This is a genomic window from Pseudomonas sp. GW821-FHT01E05 (assembly GCF_059422425.1).
On record NZ_JBWKWW010000003.1, the window covers coordinates 221,119 to 243,077 of the forward strand.

20 protein-coding genes and 1 pseudogene are annotated in these 21,959 nt (G+C 58.5%); 5 read left to right on the top strand and 16 right to left on the bottom strand.

Features of this window, described 5'->3' with window-relative positions:
• Position 1: 1 nt before the first annotated feature.
• The 12 genes and pseudogenes from AC07W5_RS07595 to AC07W5_RS07650 all read right to left on the bottom strand — a co-directional run bounded on the left by AC07W5_RS07595 (position 2) and on the right by AC07W5_RS07650 (position 11,880).
• Positions 2-1,846, bottom strand: coding sequence for a secretin GspD/PilQ domain-containing protein (locus tag AC07W5_RS07595; protein ID WP_495023118.1), 1,845 nt, complete (start codon positions 1,844-1,846; stop codon positions 2-4).
• A complete protein-coding gene (locus AC07W5_RS07600) occupies positions 1,843-2,364 on the bottom strand; it encodes a hypothetical protein (RefSeq protein WP_495010588.1) in 522 nt (173 codons plus the stop codon). The genes AC07W5_RS07595 and AC07W5_RS07600 overlap by 4 nt, the downstream gene beginning before the upstream one ends.
• Positions 2,361-2,912 carry a GspMb/PilO family protein gene (locus AC07W5_RS07605; RefSeq protein ID WP_494992347.1) on the bottom strand — a complete coding sequence of 184 codons (552 nt, stop codon included), beginning with the start codon at positions 2,910-2,912 and terminating at the stop codon, positions 2,361-2,363. Before AC07W5_RS07605 ends, AC07W5_RS07600 begins: the two co-directional genes overlap by 4 nt.
• Positions 2,899-3,444 carry a PilN domain-containing protein gene (locus AC07W5_RS07610; RefSeq protein WP_494992348.1) on the bottom strand — a complete coding sequence of 182 codons (546 nt, stop codon included), beginning with the start codon at positions 3,442-3,444 and terminating at the stop codon, positions 2,899-2,901. The genes AC07W5_RS07605 and AC07W5_RS07610 overlap by 14 nt, the downstream gene beginning before the upstream one ends.
• Before the next feature lies 1 nt (position 3,445).
• Positions 3,446-4,249 (bottom strand): hypothetical protein, encoded by an 804-nt coding sequence (locus AC07W5_RS07615; RefSeq protein ID WP_495023119.1) that lies wholly within the window; start codon positions 4,247-4,249, stop codon positions 3,446-3,448.
• Positions 4,230-5,942 carry a GspE/PulE family protein gene (locus AC07W5_RS07620; RefSeq protein ID WP_495023120.1) on the bottom strand — a complete coding sequence of 571 codons (1,713 nt, stop codon included), beginning with the start codon at positions 5,940-5,942 and terminating at the stop codon, positions 4,230-4,232. Before AC07W5_RS07620 ends, AC07W5_RS07615 begins: the two co-directional genes overlap by 20 nt.
• 83 nt (positions 5,943-6,025) lie before the next feature.
• Positions 6,026-6,559 (bottom strand): response regulator, encoded by a 534-nt coding sequence (locus AC07W5_RS07625; protein ID WP_494992351.1) that lies wholly within the window; start codon positions 6,557-6,559, stop codon positions 6,026-6,028.
• A gap of 257 nt (positions 6,560-6,816) precedes the next feature.
• Positions 6,817-7,140 carry a peptidylprolyl isomerase gene (locus tag AC07W5_RS07630; RefSeq protein ID WP_495023230.1) on the bottom strand — a complete coding sequence of 108 codons (324 nt, stop codon included), beginning with the start codon at positions 7,138-7,140 and terminating at the stop codon, positions 6,817-6,819.
• Positions 7,141-7,384: 244 nt separating this feature from the next.
• Positions 7,385-8,056, bottom strand: coding sequence for an SCO family protein (locus AC07W5_RS07635; protein ID WP_495010592.1), 672 nt, complete (start codon positions 8,054-8,056; stop codon positions 7,385-7,387).
• A gap of 11 nt (positions 8,057-8,067) precedes the next feature.
• Positions 8,068-9,864: a YncE family protein gene (locus tag AC07W5_RS07640; protein ID WP_495023121.1), complete on the bottom strand. Its 1,797-nt coding sequence runs from the start codon at positions 9,862-9,864 to the stop codon at positions 8,068-8,070.
• Positions 9,865-10,141: 277 nt separating this feature from the next.
• A pseudogene (locus AC07W5_RS07645) lies at positions 10,142-11,134 on the bottom strand (ISL3 family transposase); the annotation flags it as partial.
• Between the two features lie 137 nt (positions 11,135-11,271).
• Positions 11,272-11,880, bottom strand: coding sequence for a lytic transglycosylase domain-containing protein (locus tag AC07W5_RS07650; protein WP_494992354.1), 609 nt, complete (start codon positions 11,878-11,880; stop codon positions 11,272-11,274).
• 183 nt (positions 11,881-12,063) lie between these two features.
• Here AC07W5_RS07650 and gspG point away from each other — a divergent pair, with 183 nt between their 5' ends.
• Positions 12,064-12,498, top strand: coding sequence for a type II secretion system major pseudopilin GspG (gene gspG / locus AC07W5_RS07655; protein WP_494992355.1), 435 nt, complete (start codon positions 12,064-12,066; stop codon positions 12,496-12,498).
• A 14-nt stretch (positions 12,499-12,512) separates the two neighbouring features.
• Positions 12,513-13,700, top strand: a complete 1,188-nt coding sequence (locus tag AC07W5_RS07660; protein WP_494992356.1) for a type II secretion system F family protein — start codon at positions 12,513-12,515, stop codon at positions 13,698-13,700.
• Positions 13,701-13,793: 93 nt separating this feature from the next.
• On the opposite strand, the gene AC07W5_RS07665 is transcribed toward AC07W5_RS07660, so the two are convergent.
• On the bottom strand, positions 13,794-14,132 hold the full coding sequence (locus AC07W5_RS07665; protein ID WP_347905073.1) for a YbaB/EbfC family nucleoid-associated protein: 339 nt from the start codon (positions 14,130-14,132) through the stop codon (positions 13,794-13,796).
• A 67-nt stretch (positions 14,133-14,199) separates the two neighbouring features.
• Positions 14,200-16,305: a DNA polymerase III subunit gamma/tau gene (dnaX, locus tag AC07W5_RS07670; protein ID WP_495023122.1), complete on the bottom strand. Its 2,106-nt coding sequence runs from the start codon at positions 16,303-16,305 to the stop codon at positions 14,200-14,202.
• Between the two features lie 144 nt (positions 16,306-16,449).
• Between dnaX and AC07W5_RS07675 the strand changes: the two genes are divergently transcribed.
• Entirely contained in the window at positions 16,450-17,271 is an 822-nt protein-coding gene (locus tag AC07W5_RS07675) for a substrate-binding periplasmic protein (protein ID WP_495023123.1), read from the top strand.
• Here AC07W5_RS07675 and AC07W5_RS07680 read toward each other — a convergent pair.
• On the bottom strand, positions 17,228-18,928 hold the full coding sequence (locus AC07W5_RS07680; protein WP_495023124.1) for a putative bifunctional diguanylate cyclase/phosphodiesterase: 1,701 nt from the start codon (positions 18,926-18,928) through the stop codon (positions 17,228-17,230). The two genes, AC07W5_RS07675 and AC07W5_RS07680, sit on opposite strands and share 44 nt — an antisense overlap.
• A gap of 604 nt (positions 18,929-19,532) precedes the next feature.
• Here AC07W5_RS07680 and AC07W5_RS07685 point away from each other — a divergent pair.
• Together AC07W5_RS07685 and AC07W5_RS07690 are read left to right on the top strand one after the other, a co-directional pair.
• On the top strand, positions 19,533-19,847 hold the full coding sequence (locus AC07W5_RS07685) for a helix-turn-helix domain-containing protein (RefSeq protein ID WP_494992360.1): 315 nt from the start codon (positions 19,533-19,535) through the stop codon (positions 19,845-19,847).
• A gap of 147 nt (positions 19,848-19,994) precedes the next feature.
• Entirely contained in the window at positions 19,995-20,366 is a 372-nt protein-coding gene (locus AC07W5_RS07690; RefSeq protein WP_495023125.1) for a VOC family protein, read from the top strand.
• A gap of 230 nt (positions 20,367-20,596) precedes the next feature.
• On the opposite strand, the gene AC07W5_RS07695 is transcribed toward AC07W5_RS07690, so the two are convergent.
• Complete coding sequence (locus AC07W5_RS07695; protein WP_495023126.1) at positions 20,597-21,217, bottom strand: methyltransferase family protein; 621 nt, start codon at positions 21,215-21,217, stop codon at positions 20,597-20,599.
• Positions 21,218-21,959: the final 742 nt, after the last annotated feature.

Consider the following 21,959-nt stretch of genomic DNA (forward strand, 5'->3'; position numbering starts at 1 on the left):
TTCAAGGTCTCGCAGTAGTACGCATTGCTGCCAGCGGTGCGGCGTCAGTGGCCGGCCCATTCGACTCGGACGGTTCCTTCGAACGGTCCAGGTTCTGGGTATGCATGCTGGTCTCGGTGCCGGTCGGGAACTCCATGTCCGAAGGGCTTTGGTAAGGCAGGTTGCGCACAATCCGTGGAGTGATGGACAGCACCAGTTCGGATTTGCCCACCGAATCCTTGTTGCTGCCGAACAGCCGGCCTAGTCCAGGAATGTCACCTAGCCCTGGAATCTTGTTGCCGGTGGCGCCATGATCATTGCGCACCAGGCCGGCCAGCACCTGGGTTTCGCCATCATGCAGACGCAGGGTGGTCTGGGCGTTGCGGGTATCGATCTGGACCGGGATCGTGCCCTGACGGGTCGGTTCCAGCGGCGTGGCGTTGCTGACCTCGAGGGCGATCTTGATCGCCACTTCGTTGTTCAGGTGGACGATGGGGGTTACTTCCAGCTTGAGACCGACATCCAGGTAGGTGACGCTCTCGGTGATCACCGGCCCTTGGGTCGACGGCATCGACGTGGCGCTGATGACCGGCACCCGCTGACCAATGTGGATACGGGCCTGCTCGCGATTGCTGACGCGAATCACGGGACTTGCCAGGGTATTGATGTCGTTGTCCTGGGCATTGATCTTCAATTGCGGTGACGGCGACATTGAGATCCGGCCGGAATTTATGCCATGCAGCTGGTTGAGAATGCTCACCCCGGTGCCGTCGCCGTTGACCACGCCGAAGGTGTTGGGCCATTGCATGCCAAGGTCGAGAATGCGTTGCCGGGACACTTCCAGGACCTCGACTTCCAGCACCACTTCGGGGTTGGACTGATCCTGGGACTGGAGGAGTTTTTCGGCCATGCGCACCGCATCGGGGGTGTCGCGCATGCTCAGGGTATTGAGGCGCTCATCGACGAATACATCGCGAGTCTTGAGCATGGTCTTGACCATGTTCAGCGCCGTGTTGGCGTCGATGCTGGTCAGGTAAAAGGTGCGCATGACCAGCTCTTGATAGTCTTTGATCTTCTGCGGTGAGTCGGGGTAGATCAGCAGCGTGTTCTCGTTGACCACCTTTTGATGCAGTTGATTCTGTTGCAGCAGCAGCGCCACTGCGTCTTCGATGCGCACATCGCGCACGAAAATGGTGGCTTTCATGTCCGGGCGCATGTCCTTGTCGAAGATAAAGTTCAGGCCTGCGACCTGGGACAGCACCTCGAAAATGGTCTTCAGGTTGGCGTCACGAAACTCCAGAGTGACCGGGCGATCCATGCGCATGCGCAGTTGCGGATAAGAGACAACGTTGCGGCTTTGTATCTGTTCGATGCTGCGGCGCAGTTCCAGCGCGCTTTCGTTTTTCGGATCGAGGGCAAGAATGTCGTGAGCCTGACGCTGGGCACCGATCACGTCGCCACGGCGCAAGTCGGCTTGCCCCTGACGCAGATAGTCATCCACATTGCGCAACTGATCGAGCTGATGCAGTGCATCGAGGGCACGAACATTATTGGGTTCGATGGTCAGCACTCGCCCGTAGCTCTGTCGTGCAGAAGCGAAGTCACGCTTGGCACGATCCTGATCGGCCTCGGCAAGCAGCGCCTTGACCGAACGGGCATGGCCCGCGCTCAACGCAATGTTCAGTTCGGTATCGCGGGGGTACTTTTTCAACCCTTCCTCAAAACGGGCCAGTCCAGCCTCGTACTGACCATCTTCAATCAGGGCCATGCCCTGTTTTCTGGCGGAGGTGGCACCGCATCCGGCCAGGCTCACGCAAACCGCGAGAACCAGGCAAGGCATGGGCGAGACCCAACGGAGAGACTTCATTGTGCACTCCCTACAGACAGAGTCTGGGACAGATGCAAGGGCAGGTAGACCAGGCTCAGCTCCGTGGCGGAGATGTGCTCGATCCGATAGGTATCGTCGATAACGTCGCCTAGCCGCACGACGTAGAGTTTTTCGCCGCTCTGCAGGAACACCTGCAGGTCGCTGCGATCGTCCATCCGACCGATGAATTGAAAAGGCAGTGGCGGTGCGCTCGGTTTGACTGTCGCTTGCAGTGCTGCAGCCGCTTGTTCATCGGTCAGCGTTGCCAGGGTTGGCGCTGGCTTCCAGCTCTTGGCTGCAAACAGGTCGCGGGTCATGTTCAGGGGTTTTGCCGAAACGGCTGCTGCCTTGTCCGCCGCTGCGCCGGAGTAAACCTTGCCGGCGCTGGCCGGTGCTGCTGCGATTTTTGTCGCCTCGGGCGGATTTTCCCCGTCGTTGAAAAACATCTCCGGCCCCCAGGCGAGCGCACCGGTGATCGCCAGGAAAGCTGCCCAGCCAAAGGCGCGTTTTCTGTTCATTTGGACCTCGACAGATACAGAGTCATGCGGATACGCCCGGTCAGTTCACTGTCGTCGATCCGCTTACGTTGAAAGTCGACATCCTCGAGCACCATCGCCGGCAACTGACCCAACAATTCGTGAAGGAAGCGACGCAGTTGCGGGTAGCTGCCGCGTACCGGCAGGAGAACCTGATAACGCGCCAGATGCGTCTTCGGATCGATCCCCAGGGCGTACTCGCCGCGAGACAGGGTGATGTTCTGTTCGGCTGCCAGCGCATAGATCCGGTCGATGGCCACCGTGGCTTCGGGCTGCGCCGGCAACTGCCGGTGAAACTCGTCCAGTTGACGCTGGGGCACCACGGGCGCGCTGGCGCTGCCCTGTTCGATACGCACCAGATAGTCACCGGCTTCAAGACTGCGTTGACGAACGTTTTCCAGGGCCTGCCAGCCAGGCAACAAGCCCAGCACCCCGAAGGCCATGGCAAACACCATCAGCGACGCTCCCGCAAGCCCGGGCCAGCCGAGGCTCTGCACATACTCGTGGACGATCAATCTAGGGATTGCCATCGCTGATCTCCCAAGTGGCCGACAGGTTGAACTGCACTGCGTGATCGGGCGATTGCGCGAGGATTTCGTGATTGAGCAACGACACGTCGCTCAGTTGCGCGCTGCTCTCCAGACGCCGGTGAAAATCCAGCATGGCCTCCAGATTGCGCGCCTCGGCACTGATACTGATCTGGCCCTTGTGCGCATCGGGAGTCAGCGAGAGCAACGCGACATCCTCCTGCGGCAGCGACTCGAGCATGGTGAATAACCGCTCCCAAGGCCTGCGCATTTGCTGTGAGACCTGGCGCATCTGCGCCAGATTCTGTTCCTGTTCACGGCTTTCGGCAGGCGTCAGGCCGGCCTTGCCGGGAACATCTCCGCCCAATTGGTGCTGGGCCTGCTGCAGCTGTTGCTGCTGGAGTTGTTCCTGTTCGCTGAGGTACCGATACAGTGCGGCGCAAGCCAGCACCAGCAAGACAGCGGCGAGCAGCAGGCTGAAGCCGAGAACCGGAGTGTGCCGACGAGGCTGGAAGTCGAGCAGTAAGGGGCGCATGTCAAGCCACCGCCCGGGACATAGTGAACAACACATCACGCATCAGCACCGGACTCTGGGGCTCGACACACAGTTGCACGACGGCCAGAGCCGGCAAATCGTTCAGACGTCCCGGTGCGTGCAGGTAAACACTCAAGGTCGGTGCGTCAGGGTTGTCTTGCAGTTCGCACTGACGAGCGATAAGCGCCGTCAGGGCCTCGTCGCTGTCGGCGCACCCCATCGAATGCACTGCGTGCCACTGACCGGCACGCTTGAGCAGCAACACACTGCGCAGCGGTTCAGCGACCACAAAAAGCAAGTCGCCCCGCCCCAATTGGCGGTGGAACCGGTTGAAGGCTGTCATCAGATAAGGCTGGACTGAACACAGACGAAGACCGCGTTGAGTGGCCAGCTCCCGCAACCTCAGCAGAAGCTCCTGCGGCAGCGCCGCGGCGACCCGGCTTGAGCCCGCAGCTTCGGGAGATAGCGTAACGCTCCAGCGCTGCGCCGACACACCGTAGATGTCGTCGAAGCAGGCCTGGGCATAAACGAGTAATTCCTTTGGACTACTGATCTGTGCGCTCCAGGGGATCAGGCAGTAGCGTTGGTAATGCGCCGACAGCACCACACACAGTTCAGCGCCCTGAGTGGCTTGTTCGCCGAGCAGGCGCTCCAGAGTATCCACGGCCAGTGACCAGTCTACGTAGCGCTCGCCGATCAGGCCAACGCTGCCCAGCCAATGGTTTTCATGGCCATGCCGGTGGCACAGACCAATACCGTTGGCACCCAGCACGGCGATATAAAGATCACGCGATAAAAGTGACACGATTGATCTCCTCCAGTGTCGTGCGCCCTTCGCGCACCAGTTCCAGCGCCGAGCTGCGCAGTAGACGCAAGCCTCGGCTGCAGGCCACAGCCTTGATTTTCGACAGGGGTTGGCGCTCGACAATGAGCTGACGGATTTCGTCGTCCAGGAGCAGCAGTTCTGCGATGGCGGTGCGCCCGCGATAGCCGGTGCCCCGGCAATGACTGCAGCCGACGCCGTGGACAAAGCGGTAATCGGCCACGGCCTGCGGGTCGAGCCCGCAGGCCAGCAGCTCCTCGTTGCCCGGCTTACGCGGGACCGCACACGCCGGGCACACCAGACGAATCAAACGCTGGGCCAGCACGGCATTGAGCGCGGAAACGAAGCTGTAGGGGTCGACCTGCATCTGACTGAAGCGGCCGATGACGTCGAACACGTTGTTGGCGTGAATCGTGGTGAACACCAGGTGCCCGGTGAGAGCCGACTGCACGGCAATCTGCGCGGTATCGGGGTCGCGGATTTCGCCCACCATGATCTTGTCCGGGTCATGACGCAGGATCGAGCGCAGGCCGCGAGCAAACGTCAGGCCTTTCTTTTCGTTGACCGGGATCTGCAAGACACCCGGCAGCTGGTATTCCACCGGATCTTCGATGGTGATGATCTTGTCTACGCCGTGGTTGATCTCGGTGATCATCGCGTAGAGCGTGGTGGTCTTGCCGCTACCGGTGGGCCCGGTGACGAGGATCATTCCATAGGGTTCGGCGGCCAGTCGGCGCAGGCTGCGCAGAGTCTCATCGGCGAAACCCAGGGCCTGCAGCTGTACACCGCTGACCCGGTCGGCCAGGTCCTGTTTATCGAGGACCCGCAGCACCGCATCCTCACCGAAGATGCTCGGCATGATAGACACCCGAAAGTCGATCTGCCGGCCGCTGATGCCGATCTTGAAGCGCCCGTCCTGAGGCACGCGCTTCTCGCCGATGTCCAGTTCGGCCATGACCTTGATCCGCGAGATGACCTGGTCAGCGAACTCGCTGCCTTGAACCTTGCTGATGTTGTTGAGAACGCCGTCGACCCGGTATTTGATCACCAGCCCGTTACCGGTCATGCCCAAATGGATGTCGCTGGCATGTATTTTCAGCGCATCGTAGAGCGTGGAGTTGACCAGTTTGACGACGGCGCTGGCGTCTTCGCTGATGCTGGTCAGCGACAGGCTGTGCAGGTTGTCTTTGTTGTGATCGTTGCTGCCGTCAGCCTGGGCATCCAGCGCATCAACGGCGTGAAAGCTTTCTTCATGCCGGGCCAGGCAAGTCTTGAGGTCAGCAGCATGGACCAGAAAGAGGGGCGCACCTTGCAGGTAATCATCGATCCTGGCAAGGCGCGCCGGGTCGAACGGGTCGGCAAACACGCCAAGCAATTGATCGCCATGCTGCAACAGAATGAACTCGTGCTTGAGCGCCTGGGCCAGGCTGACCCGATCGAACAGTGGCGTGGCCTTGAACAGGCTTGCGCTGTCGAGTATCGGGTAATGCAGGGTTGTGCCCAAACACCGGACAAAGGCTGCCGGGTCCAGTTCGCTAAGGGATTCCAGCGTGTGAAGGGCTCGCTCGCCAGAGCTGGCGGCAAGGGTTCTGGCCTGAGCCAGTTGCTCACTGGTGAAACGCGACGGCGCACGAACGGCCGATGCCGGCTCGGCAGCCAAAGACAGAAACTCCATGACCTGCACTCCAACGTCCCGGGGGCTATTGCCCATTCGGCGCGGCAGGTCATCGGCGGGGGCCTTGAACGCTTATCGCGCCACTATTCCCCGGTAAGCAGTGGCTCGTCGTTGACTGGTGGCGAGGGCGACGACATTCGTCTGCGATCCGCCAGTAACCAGCTACCGTCGTACAACTGCAGGGGGAAATTCTCATTCCTGCTCTGACGTCGTTCGACAAACCCTTCCGACATGTTTGCCCCTGCTCGAGGCTCGCGGCGTATACCCACCAGGTCACAGACTGCACGGGCCAGTTCCGCCAACGGGAACGGTTTGAACAGGATATGGCTGACACCCAGCTGCACGGCGCGCTCACAGACCTCATTGGTCGGATGCGCAGTAATCAGCACGAAGTGGCAGTCCCTGTGTTGGCGGACAGCGTCGAGCACCTGAAAACCGTCCATATCGGGCAAACGGAAATCGAGCACTACAACATCGGGTGAAAAACCCTGAACCATTGCTACGGCCTTTCCACCGTCATAGGCGACTCGGACTTCCAGGCCTTGAGCCTCGAGATACGCTCCAAGGTTCTGCGCCAGGATCTGTTCGTCTTCGACTACCAGTACTTTGTTTAACAAGGCAGACTCCTTGAAACTGTTCAGGTCCGATGTCGAACCTGGGAGTGCGTGCCTTACTTAGGCTTACGCACGCTTCATGCCAGGCTTGACGCTGGATTTATGCTCTTGATTTCATAAGAAATTTTTTTCCGCTGTAGCCTGCTTCCCCCAGAGCTGGGGAAGCATGCGGGCCTGTCCAGAACCTTTCCCCAATGTTGGGGGAAGCCTGAGTGATCGTCCATCCGTTTGAGAGCAGGCCTCAGCGATCGTCAATCTGTTCAACATGACTCACCTATCGCAAACGCGCCAGAGCATTCTTTTGCGCCTGGGTCAGGGCCTGCCCGGCCAGCCAGATAGATCCTGGCCATGGCAAGCCTCTGCTGCCGTTCGACATCCTGTCGGGGTTGATTGTTCTCCATGATAATCAACTGCCAGCCAAACATTGTTTGCGCCGGATCACTAATCTCTCCCGCTGACAGGGAAAAGACCATGGCCTCGAACTCGGGCCCCCTCGTTGAGCGCGAAAAATAGCCAAAATCCCCACCTTTATCATGATCCGGCCTTGCCCCAGGGGCGTCGTGTCGAGCGGGACATGGGGCCACCAAATAGAACTGCAGTAGCTCCAGATCGACGGTGACAATACGCGCTCACCTGCATCACCGCATGGTGCTCGGCAGCAAAGTACCGAGCCGAGGCGTCAGTTCGCCCCCCGCGGCCGACATGCTCAGGCAAATCAGCAGAATCATGCACCGGCGGGCCGTGAGCCACATGGCGTTCACCTGTTCTCAGCGCCCGGCTACAGGCCGGGTGAGCAATTGCTCGAAGCAAACCACCAGGCTGATCCAGTCAAAAAGTCTCATGGCTGGACTCCTGGGCGATGGCGGTTGGCCTGGCATGCAAGCGTTTCTGGCTGAGCTGGTCGATCTCTTTGAGCAGCACTGCCGGATCCGTGAAACCGTAAAAACGAGTCCAGTGGGTGCTCGTACCGTCCCCCACGAGAATCAGCGGTGCATGATTTTCGAAGTTCCCATCGCCACTGCCCAGCCCCTCGAGGGTCGCAGCGATGGCCCCAGGCGCACCCGTCAGCCAGCTCCAGCCCGGCCCGTCCTGAAACTTGCGGGAATAGTCGAGCAACCGCTGCGGACTATCGTGCTGCGGATCGATGCTGATAGACACCAGTTGCACCTCACCTCCGGCCCGCCTGCCCAGTTGTTTTTGCACCTTGCCCATGATTGAGGACACCAGCGGGCAGACCGTGGTGCAGCGGGTGTAGATGAATCCCATGATCACGATGCGGTCGCCCACCAGGTCTCGTTGCAGGCTCACCGACCGACCGTGTTGATCGATCAGCGGCACGTCGACGATTTTCACCACCGCCCCCTGGGGTGAGACCACCGGTGTACCGTGGCTGGCGTACTCGCTATGGTCCTCGGCTGAATGGGCCTGGGCCAGGCTGGTCGAGAGAGCCAGTGTCAGCGTGCAGAAGGTGAGCAAGAGCCGTGAGGTCACTCGTTTCATGATGACGCTCCTTAATAGGTAAACCGGCAGGTTGTCGCGGGTAACACCCGCAGGCTGGTGTAAGTGTTGGTGCCAAAGTCCACCCCCAACGAAGCCGCGCGCTCATGCAGGTACCACGCACCGGCCTTGTCCAGCCCCTCGCGGGACTGGAACCGATTACCCAGCGACACGGTGAAAGGCCCAACCTTTGGCATAGCCAGGCACTGCTGTTGCGCTGGGTTGGGCTCGACCTGTGCCGTGAAGCAGTGAATGATCTGCGGCTGGTTGATCAGAAAAGCCACGTCGAAGCGCCCTGCTGCCGGCAAGCGCACCCGCGTGCTGTAAACCCCGGGTTCGACTTCGTGCAGACTGCGATCGATCACCATCGCCGCCCGGGCGGTATGACCGCGGTTGGGGTAACCGGACGTCGGCGCGTTCATACCTTCGGCGTAGAAATAGGTGGTGTTATCCACCGGGTTGACGACGAAGACCGAGTTGTCATCGCGACCCGGCGCCAGGCTCTGGGCCAGCGGCAGGTCACCCGCCTGATGCGGTGCCGCCGGCCCCGCCTCGAAATCTTGGCTGATGGGCTCGCGGTCCTGCCCCAACGAGCCCAGATTGACCATCGTGACCTTGGGTGAAGACAGCCCGCGGATATAGGCGTATGCGGCGGTGAACGTCACTTGATAGGGTTCGGCGCCCACCTCCAGGCGATGGATCAATGTGTCGCTGGCCGCGTCGATGACCAATGCGCGGTCTTCCAGGCTATTGAGCACAAAAGCAAAGCGCCCGTCGCGGGTGAAACGCATCGGGCCTAGCCCCTGGCTGTCCTGAATGACGTTGCGCAGCGCCAGACTGTGGGCATCGATCACGCTAATGCTGCCATCCTTGCCGTCGGCCACGTAGACCGCTTCGGACGACGCTGAATAGGCCACGGACAACGGATGCGGTCCGGTGTTGATCTGCCGAAGCAGCTTCAGCGTCGCAATATCGATAACGCTCAGAGTGCCGCTGTCGCCGTTGCTGACGAAGGCGTAGTGCGAATCCTTGCTGAAGGCGATCTCATGGTGACCCACACCGGTTGCCAGTTGCGCGAGGGGCTTGAGTGAATAACTGTCGATCACCGTCACGCCGCTACTGCCGGCATCGTGCGTGTCATTGCCAACCCAGAGCAGGCGTTCGTCCGGTTGCAAGGCGACCCGCAGCGGCTCGACCCCGGCAGCCACGTTGCCGGTCACCTGGAATTGCTCTGCATCGATCACGGCGATCTGGCCCGCCGCTGGCATGGAAACGAACACACGCTTGTTGTCGCCGCTGCTGATCCAGTCCATCGGTGGCTGCTTGAGCTCGATTTGCATCGGGGTGCTGGTGGTGTCCACCGAATCCGACGGATCGATCACCGTCAGGCTCGCGTCTTTGTTCAGCACCAACAGGAAGTAACGGGTGAGGTCAAGCAACGGTCGCGCACCGACGCTGCCTTTGAGAAACTTCTCGACCCGTGATTTGCAGCTGTTTTTTGGTTCGGTGTGGCTCAGTCCCAGCAGACCCGGATCGAGCCAGGCGCCGGGCGCAACGCCCGACAGCGGCTGACCCGAGTTACTGTCGGTAACTCTGAAGCGCACGTCGGCGAAGTCACCTTCGATCAGCGTGTCGTCGCCATCAATCGGGCGTATCTGGAACTCGATGGCCACGCCATCGCGAACCAGACGCTGCCCCTCAGGGCCGGCATGCGCCGACGCTGCGTCGTGCCGAATCAATAGCCATCCACCCAGACCAACCACTAACAACGCACTGCACGCTGCGATACATAGTGGGGTTGTTTTATTCACGTCCTGCTCCTTGAAACGCTGGGTCCGAGTGGCTGTATTCGCCTCGGGAAACAGCGGCATTGGTACCGGCCCGGCAGGGAGCCGCTCAGCAGGATGAGCAGATTGAGCCGTTCGGTTGGGTGGGTCCCTTTCATGGTGGAGGGCCTCGCGTCGCGTTCATCGGTGAAATGGACGCAGCAATCACCATGCCAATTAATTTTTTATTTATATTCAATAACTTAAGTAAAAAAACTAACGTTGACTGGGTGAACCTGCCCCCCAAAAAAATGGTTCTCCACGGATTACCGGGAAAGACGCTCTTGATCTTCATGAAAAAGAACCCGCTATCCCGGTAACCGTACGCCATCCGCTTGATGACCTTTATTCGATTGTTTATTCCTTCCAACTGCCCCGTGTGCATCGGCCAGCGAACCCGACTTACGATGCCCCGCCAGTAATTCTTTAGCCGTTTGGCGAACTGGACCAGCGCAGGTATCGCGCTTTCATGGGCGTGGCGCAGCCATTGCTTCCAGGCCGATCTCCAGCCCCAGGCAGTACTCGGCGTCCACAGCGTTTTAAGTTCGGCTTTCATCAGACAGCTCGTCATCAACGCCTGATTAGCCGCCAACAAATCCTGCAAGCGGACCTGCTGTTCCGGCTTTTTCAGGTTCTCCGGGTTGCGCAGCAGCAGCCATCGCGCTTGCTTGATGACCTTACGAGCAGGCTTGTCATGACGCAGCTGATTAGCTTCGTCGACGCGGACCCGATCAATCACCTCTCGGCCATATTTGGCCACCACATGGAAGAGGTCGTAGACCACTCGTGCTTTGGGGCAGTGCTGGCGAACCTCCAGGTCAAAAGCGGTGTTCATGTCCATCGCCACTGCTTCGATTCGAGCGCACCCCTCGGGTCCCAGTTCTTCGAAAAATGGCCTGACCGCCGCCCGGCTGCGGCCTTAGCCAATCCACAGCACGCGTCGTGTATCTGCATCCAGGACAACGCTGGCGTAGCGATCCAGCCAACTGACGGCCTCCATGCGTTTGCCACAGTCACGACAGCCAATACGCCTGAGCAAAACGCTGAGGCGCACGGCACGACCGAGAATGGGCAAATCACGAACGATTCGTTCGCAATACTCATGATTAGTTGAACAAGGTTTTTGGCACCCGCCACAGGAAGGGAATCGGGTGGCGTGGGGAATCAGATCGATCTGTAGCGCGTCGCCATCAGGCTTGATCGTGACGACAGAAAAGCCCTCCCAAAACGGAAGGAAAGTATTAATATCGCGCATAACAACGCCGATTTGTTAGATGTGTTTGCTCGCACGAACATCATCAATCAAATCGGCGTTCTTGTTTCTGTGTTTCCCGGGATTCCGTGAAGAACCAAGAAAAACCGGTTTTCAGGAGTCCCCACATGTGGGGAATGCTACAGCGGCGAGTCGACCGCCAACCCCTGCAAGCGCCGGTACTGACGAAGCACGCTGGGCACGTAACGCTGGGTTTCGGCGAACGGTGGAATAATCCGACCGCGGCTGAGCACAGCATCGGGGCCAGCGTTGTAGGCGGCCACGGCGAGTGAAATATTGTTGTCGAACATCACCATCAGACGCTTGAGGTAGCGCGCCCCGCCCTGGATATTGGCAGCGGGATCGAGCGCATCGGTTACCCCCATTTCCCTGGCAGTCCGGGGCATCAATTGCATGAGCCCCACTGCACCTTTGACCGAGCGCGCATCCGCGTTGTAGTGCGACTCGGTCTGAATGACCGCATGTAACAGGGCCGGCGGTAAATCGTTGGCTGTAGCGGCAGCGGCGACCATCTCGGCATAGGGCATCTGCGCGATCATTTGCGGCTTCGAAGAAGGCGCTACAGCCGCCACCTTCGGCTCGCTGATGACCTTTTCATAGTGGTGTCCCGGTCGATAGACATTCGACAGCTTATAAGCACCGTCGGCTGAACGTGAGACATAAATGTCCGCCTGGGCAGCGCAGGTCGTGGCTAGCCAGACCAGTAAACCCGTTGTCAGTACTCGCATGCTCGATTCTCCCTCGATAATCCCCGCTTTTTGGGGCTGTTGCCCCACTCACCAGGATTCTCAAGGGGTCACGCAAGCTCTGTGCCGCACTGGCGAGCCCAGCAATTACGTGGCCTGCAGAGCAACACAGGACCGCGAGCACAGCAATTGCATAAGCAGACCTACCCACTCAAGGAGGTCAACATGTCCGGTCATCTTCGAAATACCCGACGGCAGCAAAGCGGCTTCACCTTGCTTGAATTGCTGGTGGTACTGGTGGTCCTCGGCCTGCTGGCCGGGATCGTTGCGCCTAAATATTTCAGTCAGCTGGGCCGCTCCGAAGCCAAGGTGGCCAAGGCGCAGATCGAAGGCCTGGGAAAAGCGCTGGATCTGTACCGGCTCGAACTGGGGCACTACCCCAGTAGCGAACAAGGGTTGGCTGCCCTGAATACCGCACCTAGTGACGAACCGCGCTGGGCCGGGCCTTACTTGCAGAAAAAAATCCCGCAGGACCCGTGGGGGCGCAATTACATCTATCGCTGCCCCGGCGAGAACGGCGAATACGATCTGCTGTCGTTGGGCAAGGATGGCCAGCCCGGTGGCGAAGGCGAAAACGCCGAAATCACCAGTTGGCAATGAGTGAGGGCACCGTCATGCGTTTTCATCTGAAGGTCATGGGCAAAGGTGGCATCAGCGCGCTGGTGGTCGATGCGCAAGGCCCCGTCGAAGCCCGACACATGGCCGAGGAACAGGGGCTGCGTTTGATCAGCCTGCGTGCCGAACAGCGTTGGAGGTTTAGCGCCTGGCGGCGTCATGAGGCATTTCCCCTGCTGCTGTTCAGTCAGGAATTGACCACTCTGCTCAACGCGGGCCTGGCGCTGATCGACGCCCTGGAAAGCCTGGCGGAAAAAGAAACCGCACCCCAGGCACGCAAGACCCTCAGCGAACTGGTACGACTGTTATACGAAGGCAAATCCTTTTCCCAGGCCCTGAGCCAGTTGTCGGAAGTGTTCCCTCCGCTGTACATCGCGCTGGTGCAGTCCAGCGAGAAAACCGGCAACGTCAGCGAAGCCCTTGGCCGCTATGTGGTCTACCAACAGCGTATGAATGAGGTTCGGCAAAAGATCGTCAGCGCGTCTATCTATCCGGTGTTGCTGCTGATTGTCGGCGGCGGTGTGGTGCTGTTTCTGATGGGTTACGTCGTGCCGCGCTTCAGTCTGGTCTTTGAAGGACTGGGCTCCAACCTTCCCTGGATGTCGCAGGTGCTGATGTCCAGCGGCATGTTCCTGCACAACCATCAGACCGAGTTCTTCGCCAGCCTGTTCGCAACTATCGTGGCGTTGGGGCTGCTGATGCGTCAGCCGCGCTTTCGCCGCGGCGTCGACCGCGTACTGGAACGTGTACCGGCGATCCATCGGCGGATCGTCATGTACGAATTGGCACGTTTCTACCGCTCACTTGGGATATTGCTGCAAGGCGGTATCCCCATTCTCACCGCCATGGGCATGGTGCGCGGGCTGCTCAATGTCGGCTCCAGAACCCGGCTGGATTCGGCCAGCGAGCGTATCCGGGAGGGGCACGCGCTGTCCGCCGCGCTGGAGCACAACGCGCTGACCACACCGGTTTCGCTGCGTCTGCTGCGGGCCGGTGAGCAATCAGGCAATCTGGGCTACATGATGGAGCGCAGCGCCGACTTCTATGACGAGGAAATCAGCCGCTGGCTCGAATGGTTCGTGCGTCTGTTCGAGCCGCTGCTGATGGCCTTTATCGGCCTGCTGATCGGTGTGATCGTGATTCTCATGTACATGCCGATCTTCGAGTTGGCGTCGAGCATTCACTGAGCCCACCTGCCTCTCTCGAGGCAACCGCCATAAACAAGAATGCCAGGCTCATGGCCTGGCATTCTTGTTGTGCATCCAACTCGCCAAGGCGACTTAGAACGGCAGCTTCATGCCTGGTGGCAATTGCATGCCAGCGGTCATGCCGGACATTTTGTCCTGGCTGTTGGCTTCGATCTTGCGCACAGCGTCGTTGACGGCGGCAGCGAACAAGGCCTCCAGCATTTCCTTGTCATCTTCGCTCAGGCCTTCAACCAGGCTCGGATCCACAGTGACGCGCTTGACGTCATGACGACCGGTCATCACCACCGTCACCATATCGCCACCAGCTTTGCCGGTCACTTCGGCGTTGGCCAGTTCTTCCTGCATCTTGGCCATTTTTTCCTGCATCTGCTGCGCCTGCTTCATCAGGCCGGCCATGCCACCTTTCATCATGGGAATCACCTCAAAGTACTTGGATAAAAACTGCGCCCGGCCGATCAGGCCGGACGCCATTGAGTTATTAGCCCTGACTGACCAGAGCCTCGACAGGTTCAATAGTATCGTTACGGATCACCGCACCGAACTGTTCCATCATTTGCTGGATGAACGGATCACCGTGGATCGACTCTTCGGCCTCGCGCTGACGCTCGCCACGGCGCCGGGACGCTGCCTGGGCCGGGGTTTCCTGCTCGGGCTTGATCAGCTCGATGCTCACGGTCAGCGTGCGCTGGTGATACTGATTCAGCGCATCGTTAAGGCGGCGCTGCTGGGTCGCGTTGAATAGCGCGCTATGCGCCGGGTCCAGGTGCAGCAACCAGTGATCGCCATCGACTGCAATCAAGGTGCAGTTGGCGGCAATACTGCCAGTCATGCCGGAAATCGGCAGTTTCGGGAACAATTCCAGCCACTCCAGAGCCAGACCGGTCGCCGGTAGCAACGCTGGTGCTGGCTCGGGTTCCGGGGTCGGCTCGGCAGCGTGTTCGCTGGCCAGGTCATCGAGATAGCTGTATGCCGAATCCATGTCCGGCTCGATGTAGTCCTCATCCAGCGGCGGTTCGTCATCCAGATCCATTCCTGGCGTGGCCGCATCGACCTGGGCAACGGAAGGCTCAGGGACAGGTGCTGCCACCCATTCGGGTACATCCGGCACCGCGCTGTCAGGCGTCGGCACAGGCATCGGGGTCAAATCAGGCTGCTCGGCGACGGTCTCAAGCATCGGCTCTACCGCCGGCTGTTGCTCGATCACCGGCTCTACCGGGTCGTTCCAGGGCAGATCCACCACTTCAGCGGCGACAACCGCAGGTTCCACAACCGGCGGCATAAACACCGGTGCAGGCTCCGGCGCCACGACAGGGGCAACCGGCTCTGGAGCTGGCGCCGCAACCGCAGCGACTGGCTCGACCGGTGCAGCGATAACAGGCGCAGCAGGGGCAACAACCACCGGCGTAACGACAGGCGCGGCAGCCACGGAGTTTGCGGAATCAACTGTGGCCTGGCTGATCCCCACTGGCTTTAGCGGCTGCTTCGGCGCGTCCAGTGTGTCTGCCGGGCGGAAGGCCAGCATGCGCAGCAGGACCATTTCAAAACCACCGCGCGGGTCCGGCGCCAGCGGCAAATCGCGGCGGCCGATCAGCCCCATCTGGTAATAGAACTGCACATCTTCGGCCGGCAAGGCCTGGGCCAGCGCCAGTACCCGATCGCGGTCGCCATAGCCGTTGTCGACGCCTTCAGGCAATGCCTGGGCGATAGCGACGCGGTGCAGCACGTTGAGGATTTCCGAAAGCACGCCATTCCAGTCCGGACCGTGCTCGGCCAGACGGCGAACGGCTTCAAGCAGCGCCTTGGCGTCGCCGTCGAGCAACGAGTGCAGTACGTCATAAACCTGGCCGTGATCAAGCGTACCGAGCATCGCCCGCACATCGGCGGCCATGACCTTGCCTTCACCGAAAGCGATCGCCTGGTCGGTCAGACTCATGGCGTCGCGCATCGAACCATCGGCAGCGCGGCCCAGCAGCCACAGCGCATCCTCTTCGAACGGTACGTTCTCGACGCCCAGTACATGGGTCAAATGCTCGACCACACGCTCCGGTGTCATGTTTTTCAGGGAGAACTGCAGGCAACGCGACAGTATTGTCGCAGGAAGTTTCTGCGGATCAGTGGTCGCCAGGATGAATTTGACGTACGGCGGCGGCTCTTCGAGGGTTTTCAACAGCGCATTGAACGAATGGCTGGACAGCATGTGCACTTCGTCGATCAGGTAGACCTTGAAGCGCCCGCGGCTTGGCGCGTACTGCACATTGTCCAGCAGCTCACGGGTGTCCTCGACCTTGGTCCGGCTCGCGGCGTCGATCTCGATCAGGTCGACAAAACGCCCTTCATCAATTTCCCGGCATACCGAGCAGGTGCCGCACGGCGTCGACGTGATACCTGTTTCACAGTTCAGGCATTTGGCAATGATCCGCGCAATGGTGGTCTTGCCCACCCCGCGCGTGCCGGTAAAAAGATAGGCGTGGTGCAGCCGCTGGCTGTCCAAGGCATTGATCAGAGCCTTGAGCACATGGGTCTGGCCGACCATTTCGCGGAACGAGCGCGGACGCCATTTACGTGCAAGAACCTGATAACTCATCGAAAACCGTCGCAACTGGGAAGCGGAAGCCGGTAATGCTAGCGGAGCAAGGGCGAAATTGCATCCGGTGCGCTCGTCTAATCTGGCTAAGCTGCTCTAGAGTAGGCTTTTTTCGACCCTTGCCGGGGTCTTGCCGGAGAGTTTATGCATTTAGCCTGGGGAGCTTTGCTGCTGACTACCGCAAGCGGCTTTGCCGCAGAAGCGCCATTGCGTTTCGCGGTTACCGACAGCTGGGCCATGCCCATGGTGCAAATCGAAGACGGCCAGCCGACCCAGGGTATTTTGCATGACATGATGCTGAGCCTGGCGACCCAGGTCGGCCGCCCTGCCGAGTTTCACGTGCTGGCCCGTGCCCGGGTGCAAAGCGCCATGGAGCATGGCGACATCGATGTTCGTTGCTATGCCGCGCAATCCTGGCTGCCCAACCCCTCAGGCGACTATCTGTGGAGCATTCCACTGTTGTTTCAACGCGATCTGCTGGTCAGTACGCAAAACCTGCCAGCGCTCGTGTTACCTGCGAACCTGCCCTTGCAGAATATCGGCACGGTGCTCGGCTACAGCTACCCAAGCCTGCAGCCGCTGTTCGACAACGGCCAACTGCAGCGCGACGATGCACGCAATCAAGAACAGGTATTGGAAAAACTCCTGGCCGGTCGCTATCAGTATGCGGTGAGCAACCAATGGACGCTGGACTGGTTCAATCACAAGCTTATGCCTGACAAACAACTGCATGGCGTCGCGGTGTTACAGGAGCAAAATGTCGGCTGTTATGTACGCAACGACCCGAAATTGCCGGTACAACGCATTCTGCGCACACTGGTGAAGATGAAGATGTCCGGGGAAATCGATGGCATCATCAAACTCTACACCGGCATTAACGAACCACCGGACGCTGCGCAAAACCGCTCGCAGGCAGTGACGGTCAGACCGCTCGCTCCAGCGCCTGCCATTGCACCGGCGCCTTGAAGGTCGCCACCCAGCCTGGCACTTCGCTGGCGGGCATAGGCCGGGCTATGAAATAGCCTTGAGCCACTTCGCAGCCCAGGCGCAGCAATAACTCACCGTGCTCCAGGGTTTCCAGTCCCTCGGCGATCACCTCCCGACCAAAAGCCCGGGCCAGACCAATGACGGCCGTGGTCAGGGCCAGATCATCCTTGTCGCTGAGGATGTCGCGGACAAATGATTTGTCGATCTTGATGGTTTGCGTGCGCAGACGCTTGAGGTAACTCAGCGAAAAGTGACCGGTGCCAAAATCGCCAAGAGAGAACTGCACTCCCAACGCCTGGCACGCCTCAAGACACGTACTGACATGCTGGATGTTCTCGATGGCTACCGACTCGACTATTTCCAGGTCGAGCAGCTGTGGTGCCACCCGGGCATGACGCTCGAGCACGCCCTTGAGCCGCTCGACAAAGTCCGCCCGCTGAAAATGCCGGGCAGCGATGTTGATGCTGACTGGCCAGCTCTGTCCCACCAATTGCCATTGATACAATTGCGTCATGACTTGATCCATCACCCATTCGCCGATGTCGATGATCAGATCCGTTTCCATCACCAGCGGCAAAAACTCCTTGGGCGGCACCATCCCGCTTTGTGGATGTTCCCAGCGCAACAACGCCTCGAAACCGACGACGGAACCGCGGCGCATATTGACCTTGGGTTGAAAGTGCAAACACAGCTCCCCCCTGGCCAGTGCCTGACGCACCCGCTCGACGGTCTGATGGGTCACCTTGACCTCCCTGTCGCGGGACACGTCGAACAAGTGGAACTGATTTCGCCCCCCCTGCTTGGCCACGTACATGGCCTGATCGGCATGACGCAAGAGGGTTTCTGCATCTTCGTTGTCGGCGGGGAATAGCGTGACGCCGATGCTGGCGAACACCTTGATCTCTTTGTCGAGTATCGAATAAGGCGTGGATATCGCTCCCAGCACTCGATTCAATGCAGCGCGTAATTCAGGGATATCGCGCACGTAGCGCAAAATCAGCACGAACTCGTCACCCGCCAACCGCGCCACCACATCCTCACCGCGAATGATCGTGCGCAATCGCTTCGCCACCTCCACCAACAACAAATCACCGCTGGCGTGGCCGTAACCATCGTTGACGGCCTTGAAGCCGTCGAGGTCGAGCATGCATACCGCCAGCGGAATATTCTCCAGCCGGGAATAAGCCAGCGCCTGATCGAGCAGGTCGGACAGGAAGGCACGATTGGGCAGACCGGTCAGCACATCATGGCCAACCCGCCATTGCAGAGAATGCAGGAGCTGACGTTTCTCGCTGATGTCGAAACGAATCGACACATACCTTTGCACCCGCCCGGTCTCATCGTCGAGTAACGGCACCACGGTGCTGTCGACCCAATACAGCGTACCGTCCTTGGCGCGGTTACAAATCTCGCCTTTCCAGACCTTGCCCAGGGCAATGGTGCGCCACATCGAGGTAAAAAAATCGGCAGGATGCAGTCCCGAACTGAGCATCCGGTGGTTTTCGCCCAGCAACTCCTCTCGGCTGTACCCGGAGATCAGACAAAACTGGTCATTGACATGGGTGATCCGCCCCGCAAGGTCAGTTTCGGAGAAAATGGCGGCTGCATCCACAGCCCTACGGTATCGCTCATCCATGAGTCAGGCTCGCTGTCGCTAGCGGTTGAACCGCTCGACCAGGGCGAACCCGGAGGAGATGCTTTCAGGCTCAGTGCCAAGGCCATTGCAATCGGTGGCGAAAAAAAGCCGCAGCGGATCCGCAAGAGCCTGTTTAACAGAAGGGAATGGCCAATTCAGACGCACGTTAAAACTCCATAGACAACATTCGATATGCCCTGCCCCAGACTTGACTGGCGACCGGATGATTCGCGTCTTTCCCTGACGGCGCAGTACAACCGGGTTGATCGCCCGGTTACCTGCAACACAGCGTTTTATACGGCGTTTCCACTTTGGATCGGTGAAGATCAACCAGGATTAAATCAGGCAAGGCTGGAGCGCGCAGTGTCGGCAACGATTGACGAAGCCCTTTCGCCTCTGCCGGGTCCCTGGTTTAAAGGCACAACGCAAATGCAACGAGTTCCTGTTCCATAAACCCGCCTTCTGGAACCAGATCACCAAACACCCGTCTTAAGTGTCAATTCTACGAAATACATCACATTTTGCAAAGCAAGGTGATGAATCATGGCGTTGTACAATGCAAGGATTTATCGTTAAGTTCTTGATTCTAAATGGGAATTGAGCAATGCACATTTCAAGTTTGGGTCCAGCCATCAGGCGCTACCGCAAGGTAGCAGGGCTTACTCAGGCTGAACTAGGCGAGAAAACCGGTTTTGATCCTAAAACCATCAGCCGCTTCGAAACCGGCACCTATACCCCCAGCGTGGAAGCCCTGTTCCTGCTCGCCGATGTGCTGGGGGTAAAGCTGAAAGCCTTTTTCGCGGATTTAGGCGACGAAGACGAACAGCGAGCTTATTTGTTCGGTGTCATTCACAAAGCCACCCCGAAGGATCTGGGAAAGCTGATAGCAGCGGTAGACCTAGCCTTGTCCAAGCCTTGAGAGCCGAGCAACAAAAAAGAGGAGGCAGACTTATCGATCCCGATAAATCCGCCTCCTCTTTTGCTAATGACTCCTGACAGGAACTGACAGCGCGCAGCACTAAACTTGAGCGCACTGCATAACCCCAATCAGGACAAGGGAGTCACCATGAACGCCAGTCACTATCTTCTGCTTTACGTCGACAGCCCCGCGACCAGCGCCAACCTCTACAGTCGCCTGCTGGACAAGCCACCCATCGAACTGTCACCGACCTTCGCGCTCTTTGCTCTGGATTCAGGCCTGAAGCTCGGACTTTGGTCCCGGCATACGGTGGAGCCGGCAACCCAGGCTGCGGGCGGTGGTGGTGAACTGGCGTTTTCGGTTGCCGACAACCAGAGCGTCGACACCTTGTATACAGAGTGGACCATGCAGGGATTGCCCATAATCCAGGCACCGATTGCGCTGGATTTCGGTTACACCTTCGTTGCGCTGGATCCGGACGGACATCGCTTGCGGGTATTTGCGCTTGCGCCCGAGTGACGCGTCACTGATCACGAAAAAGGACAAATCAGACAGCGTCAAACACTGATCCAGAAGGATCGATGAGCGTACAGAGAGGAGAAAATCGGGGGGCTGCGCAAAGAAGCCTTGCTGAACGAAGGCTTGACGTCAAGGTGGTAACCCCATCAGCCCCCCCCGACACACAATCTCATCGTTGCGGCTACTCCTGACCAGGCGGTCTTGTAAGCGTGTTAGCCAACTCTCGGAGACTAAAATACGAATGGAACAAGCCGATAACGAACACCCTGCATATACTCTCGATATAAGGGATCGAGAGAAAGATGCGCTTCCTCTCGAAATATTCGCGCGATCAGAAAACAGATAGTTACTGCATAGATAGTGACATTCGCCGGCGATGTATTGGCCAATATATAGCCCGTGTACATCAGACAGTAACTGGCATAGATTGGATGACGCACCACGCGATACATCCACGCAGTCTTGATAACCCGTTTTGCTGCAACGAGTGCAAAGCTGCGATTTAGAGAAATCAAACCCAGCACCTGAATTGTCATGCCCACAACTATCAGAGCACTTGCCGAAGGGAACACACCCCAAGCCTCCGGGCGGAAAAATAACGGGGCAGAAGTCCCAACCACCGCCATCAACCAGTCGACAGGAATGACCGAAACCGTCTTTGGCTCGCTTCGAAAAACGTACAAAACCGCTGTCAGCGTTTCGGAGATACAGAACAAAAGCAGAGTCCACTTATGCGTTTCTTGAAATTGAGTCAAATGAATATAAGCAAAAACACCCCACACCCCCGCGAGGACAACTCCGCTATAAAATCCGACCCGCCTCGACTGCAGTACTGCAGACAATGAACTCATGCCACACACTCCTGCCTGGAAAGCAACCCAAATCCATGTCGAGGCGCCCTGACTTACACGCCCCTGACCCACTGGCATTCTCGATGCTGTGATTGCGTCATCACTGATCATCATAGCCGGGACTGGCGATTAAGCTTCAAGCGCCATCCCGCAAACACTCTAAAAGCAAGATCGAAGGCCGTCCCTGCCTGACTTTCCGGCAAGACAAAATGCTGACACTCTCACGATTTTTCGCTAAATACACACCTATCTTTGTGCTCTGGCGTTTTTATGCTTTACAACTTGATCGAATCAAACATTTGTCGCTAATAACAAATAGGACCAAATAGCAAAGCGCGCAAATATCGAATCTTCATAACAACATGACCAGATATTCGATTTGCCTAAAGTGATTACTCCGGCAAACACAAGAGCAGCAGCAGGAAATTATTCCTGATCGGGCCACCAAGACTCTTGGTCGTGATAAATGGCTACGGTGAATTTACTATCCCCCTCCACTGACTCACGACGCACTCAACGCAAGGCAGTTTGCCAACCCAGGCCAGCAGCGAGAAAGCGTGCAGACATGCCACAGCAAGGAAACTGGAGCGTGCAGAAAATGAGGAGATGCAGTGAGGCTTTGAAGAGTGCGAACGTGAAGCTGACCCGCCTCATATGGTGCACCACTTCGGTGTACCTGAACGTTGTCACACTTTAAGATTTTTTGCTGACAAATCCTTGTAGAATCAAGGATTTAGAGATA

Coding starts and splice junctions, on each gene's coding strand:
- AC07W5_RS07595 (WP_495023118.1), bottom strand. CDS start 1,846: ATGAAGTCTCTCCGTTGGGTCTCGCCCATGCCTTGCCTGGTTCTCGCG.
- AC07W5_RS07600 (WP_495010588.1), bottom strand. CDS start 2,364: ATGAACAGAAAACGCGCCTTTGGCTGGGCAGCTTTCCTGGCGATCACC.
- AC07W5_RS07605 (WP_494992347.1), bottom strand. CDS start 2,912: ATGGCAATCCCTAGATTGATCGTCCACGAGTATGTGCAGAGCCTCGGC.
- AC07W5_RS07610 (WP_494992348.1), bottom strand. CDS start 3,444: ATGCGCCCCTTACTGCTCGACTTCCAGCCTCGTCGGCACACTCCGGTT.
- AC07W5_RS07620 (WP_495023120.1), bottom strand. CDS start 5,942: ATGGAGTTTCTGTCTTTGGCTGCCGAGCCGGCATCGGCCGTTCGTGCG.
- AC07W5_RS07635 (WP_495010592.1), bottom strand. CDS start 8,056: ATGAAACGAGTGACCTCACGGCTCTTGCTCACCTTCTGCACGCTGACA.
- AC07W5_RS07650 (WP_494992354.1), bottom strand. CDS start 11,880: ATGCGAGTACTGACAACGGGTTTACTGGTCTGGCTAGCCACGACCTGC.
- gspG (WP_494992355.1), top strand. CDS start 12,064: ATGTCCGGTCATCTTCGAAATACCCGACGGCAGCAAAGCGGCTTCACC.
- AC07W5_RS07660 (WP_494992356.1), top strand. CDS start 12,513: ATGCGTTTTCATCTGAAGGTCATGGGCAAAGGTGGCATCAGCGCGCTG.
- AC07W5_RS07665 (WP_347905073.1), bottom strand. CDS start 14,132: ATGATGAAAGGTGGCATGGCCGGCCTGATGAAGCAGGCGCAGCAGATG.
- dnaX (WP_495023122.1), bottom strand. CDS start 16,305: ATGAGTTATCAGGTTCTTGCACGTAAATGGCGTCCGCGCTCGTTCCGC.
- AC07W5_RS07675 (WP_495023123.1), top strand. CDS start 16,450: ATGCATTTAGCCTGGGGAGCTTTGCTGCTGACTACCGCAAGCGGCTTT.
- AC07W5_RS07680 (WP_495023124.1), bottom strand. CDS start 18,928: ATGGATGAGCGATACCGTAGGGCTGTGGATGCAGCCGCCATTTTCTCC.
- AC07W5_RS07685 (WP_494992360.1), top strand. CDS start 19,533: ATGCACATTTCAAGTTTGGGTCCAGCCATCAGGCGCTACCGCAAGGTA.
- AC07W5_RS07690 (WP_495023125.1), top strand. CDS start 19,995: ATGAACGCCAGTCACTATCTTCTGCTTTACGTCGACAGCCCCGCGACC.
- AC07W5_RS07695 (WP_495023126.1), bottom strand. CDS start 21,217: ATGAGTTCATTGTCTGCAGTACTGCAGTCGAGGCGGGTCGGATTTTAT.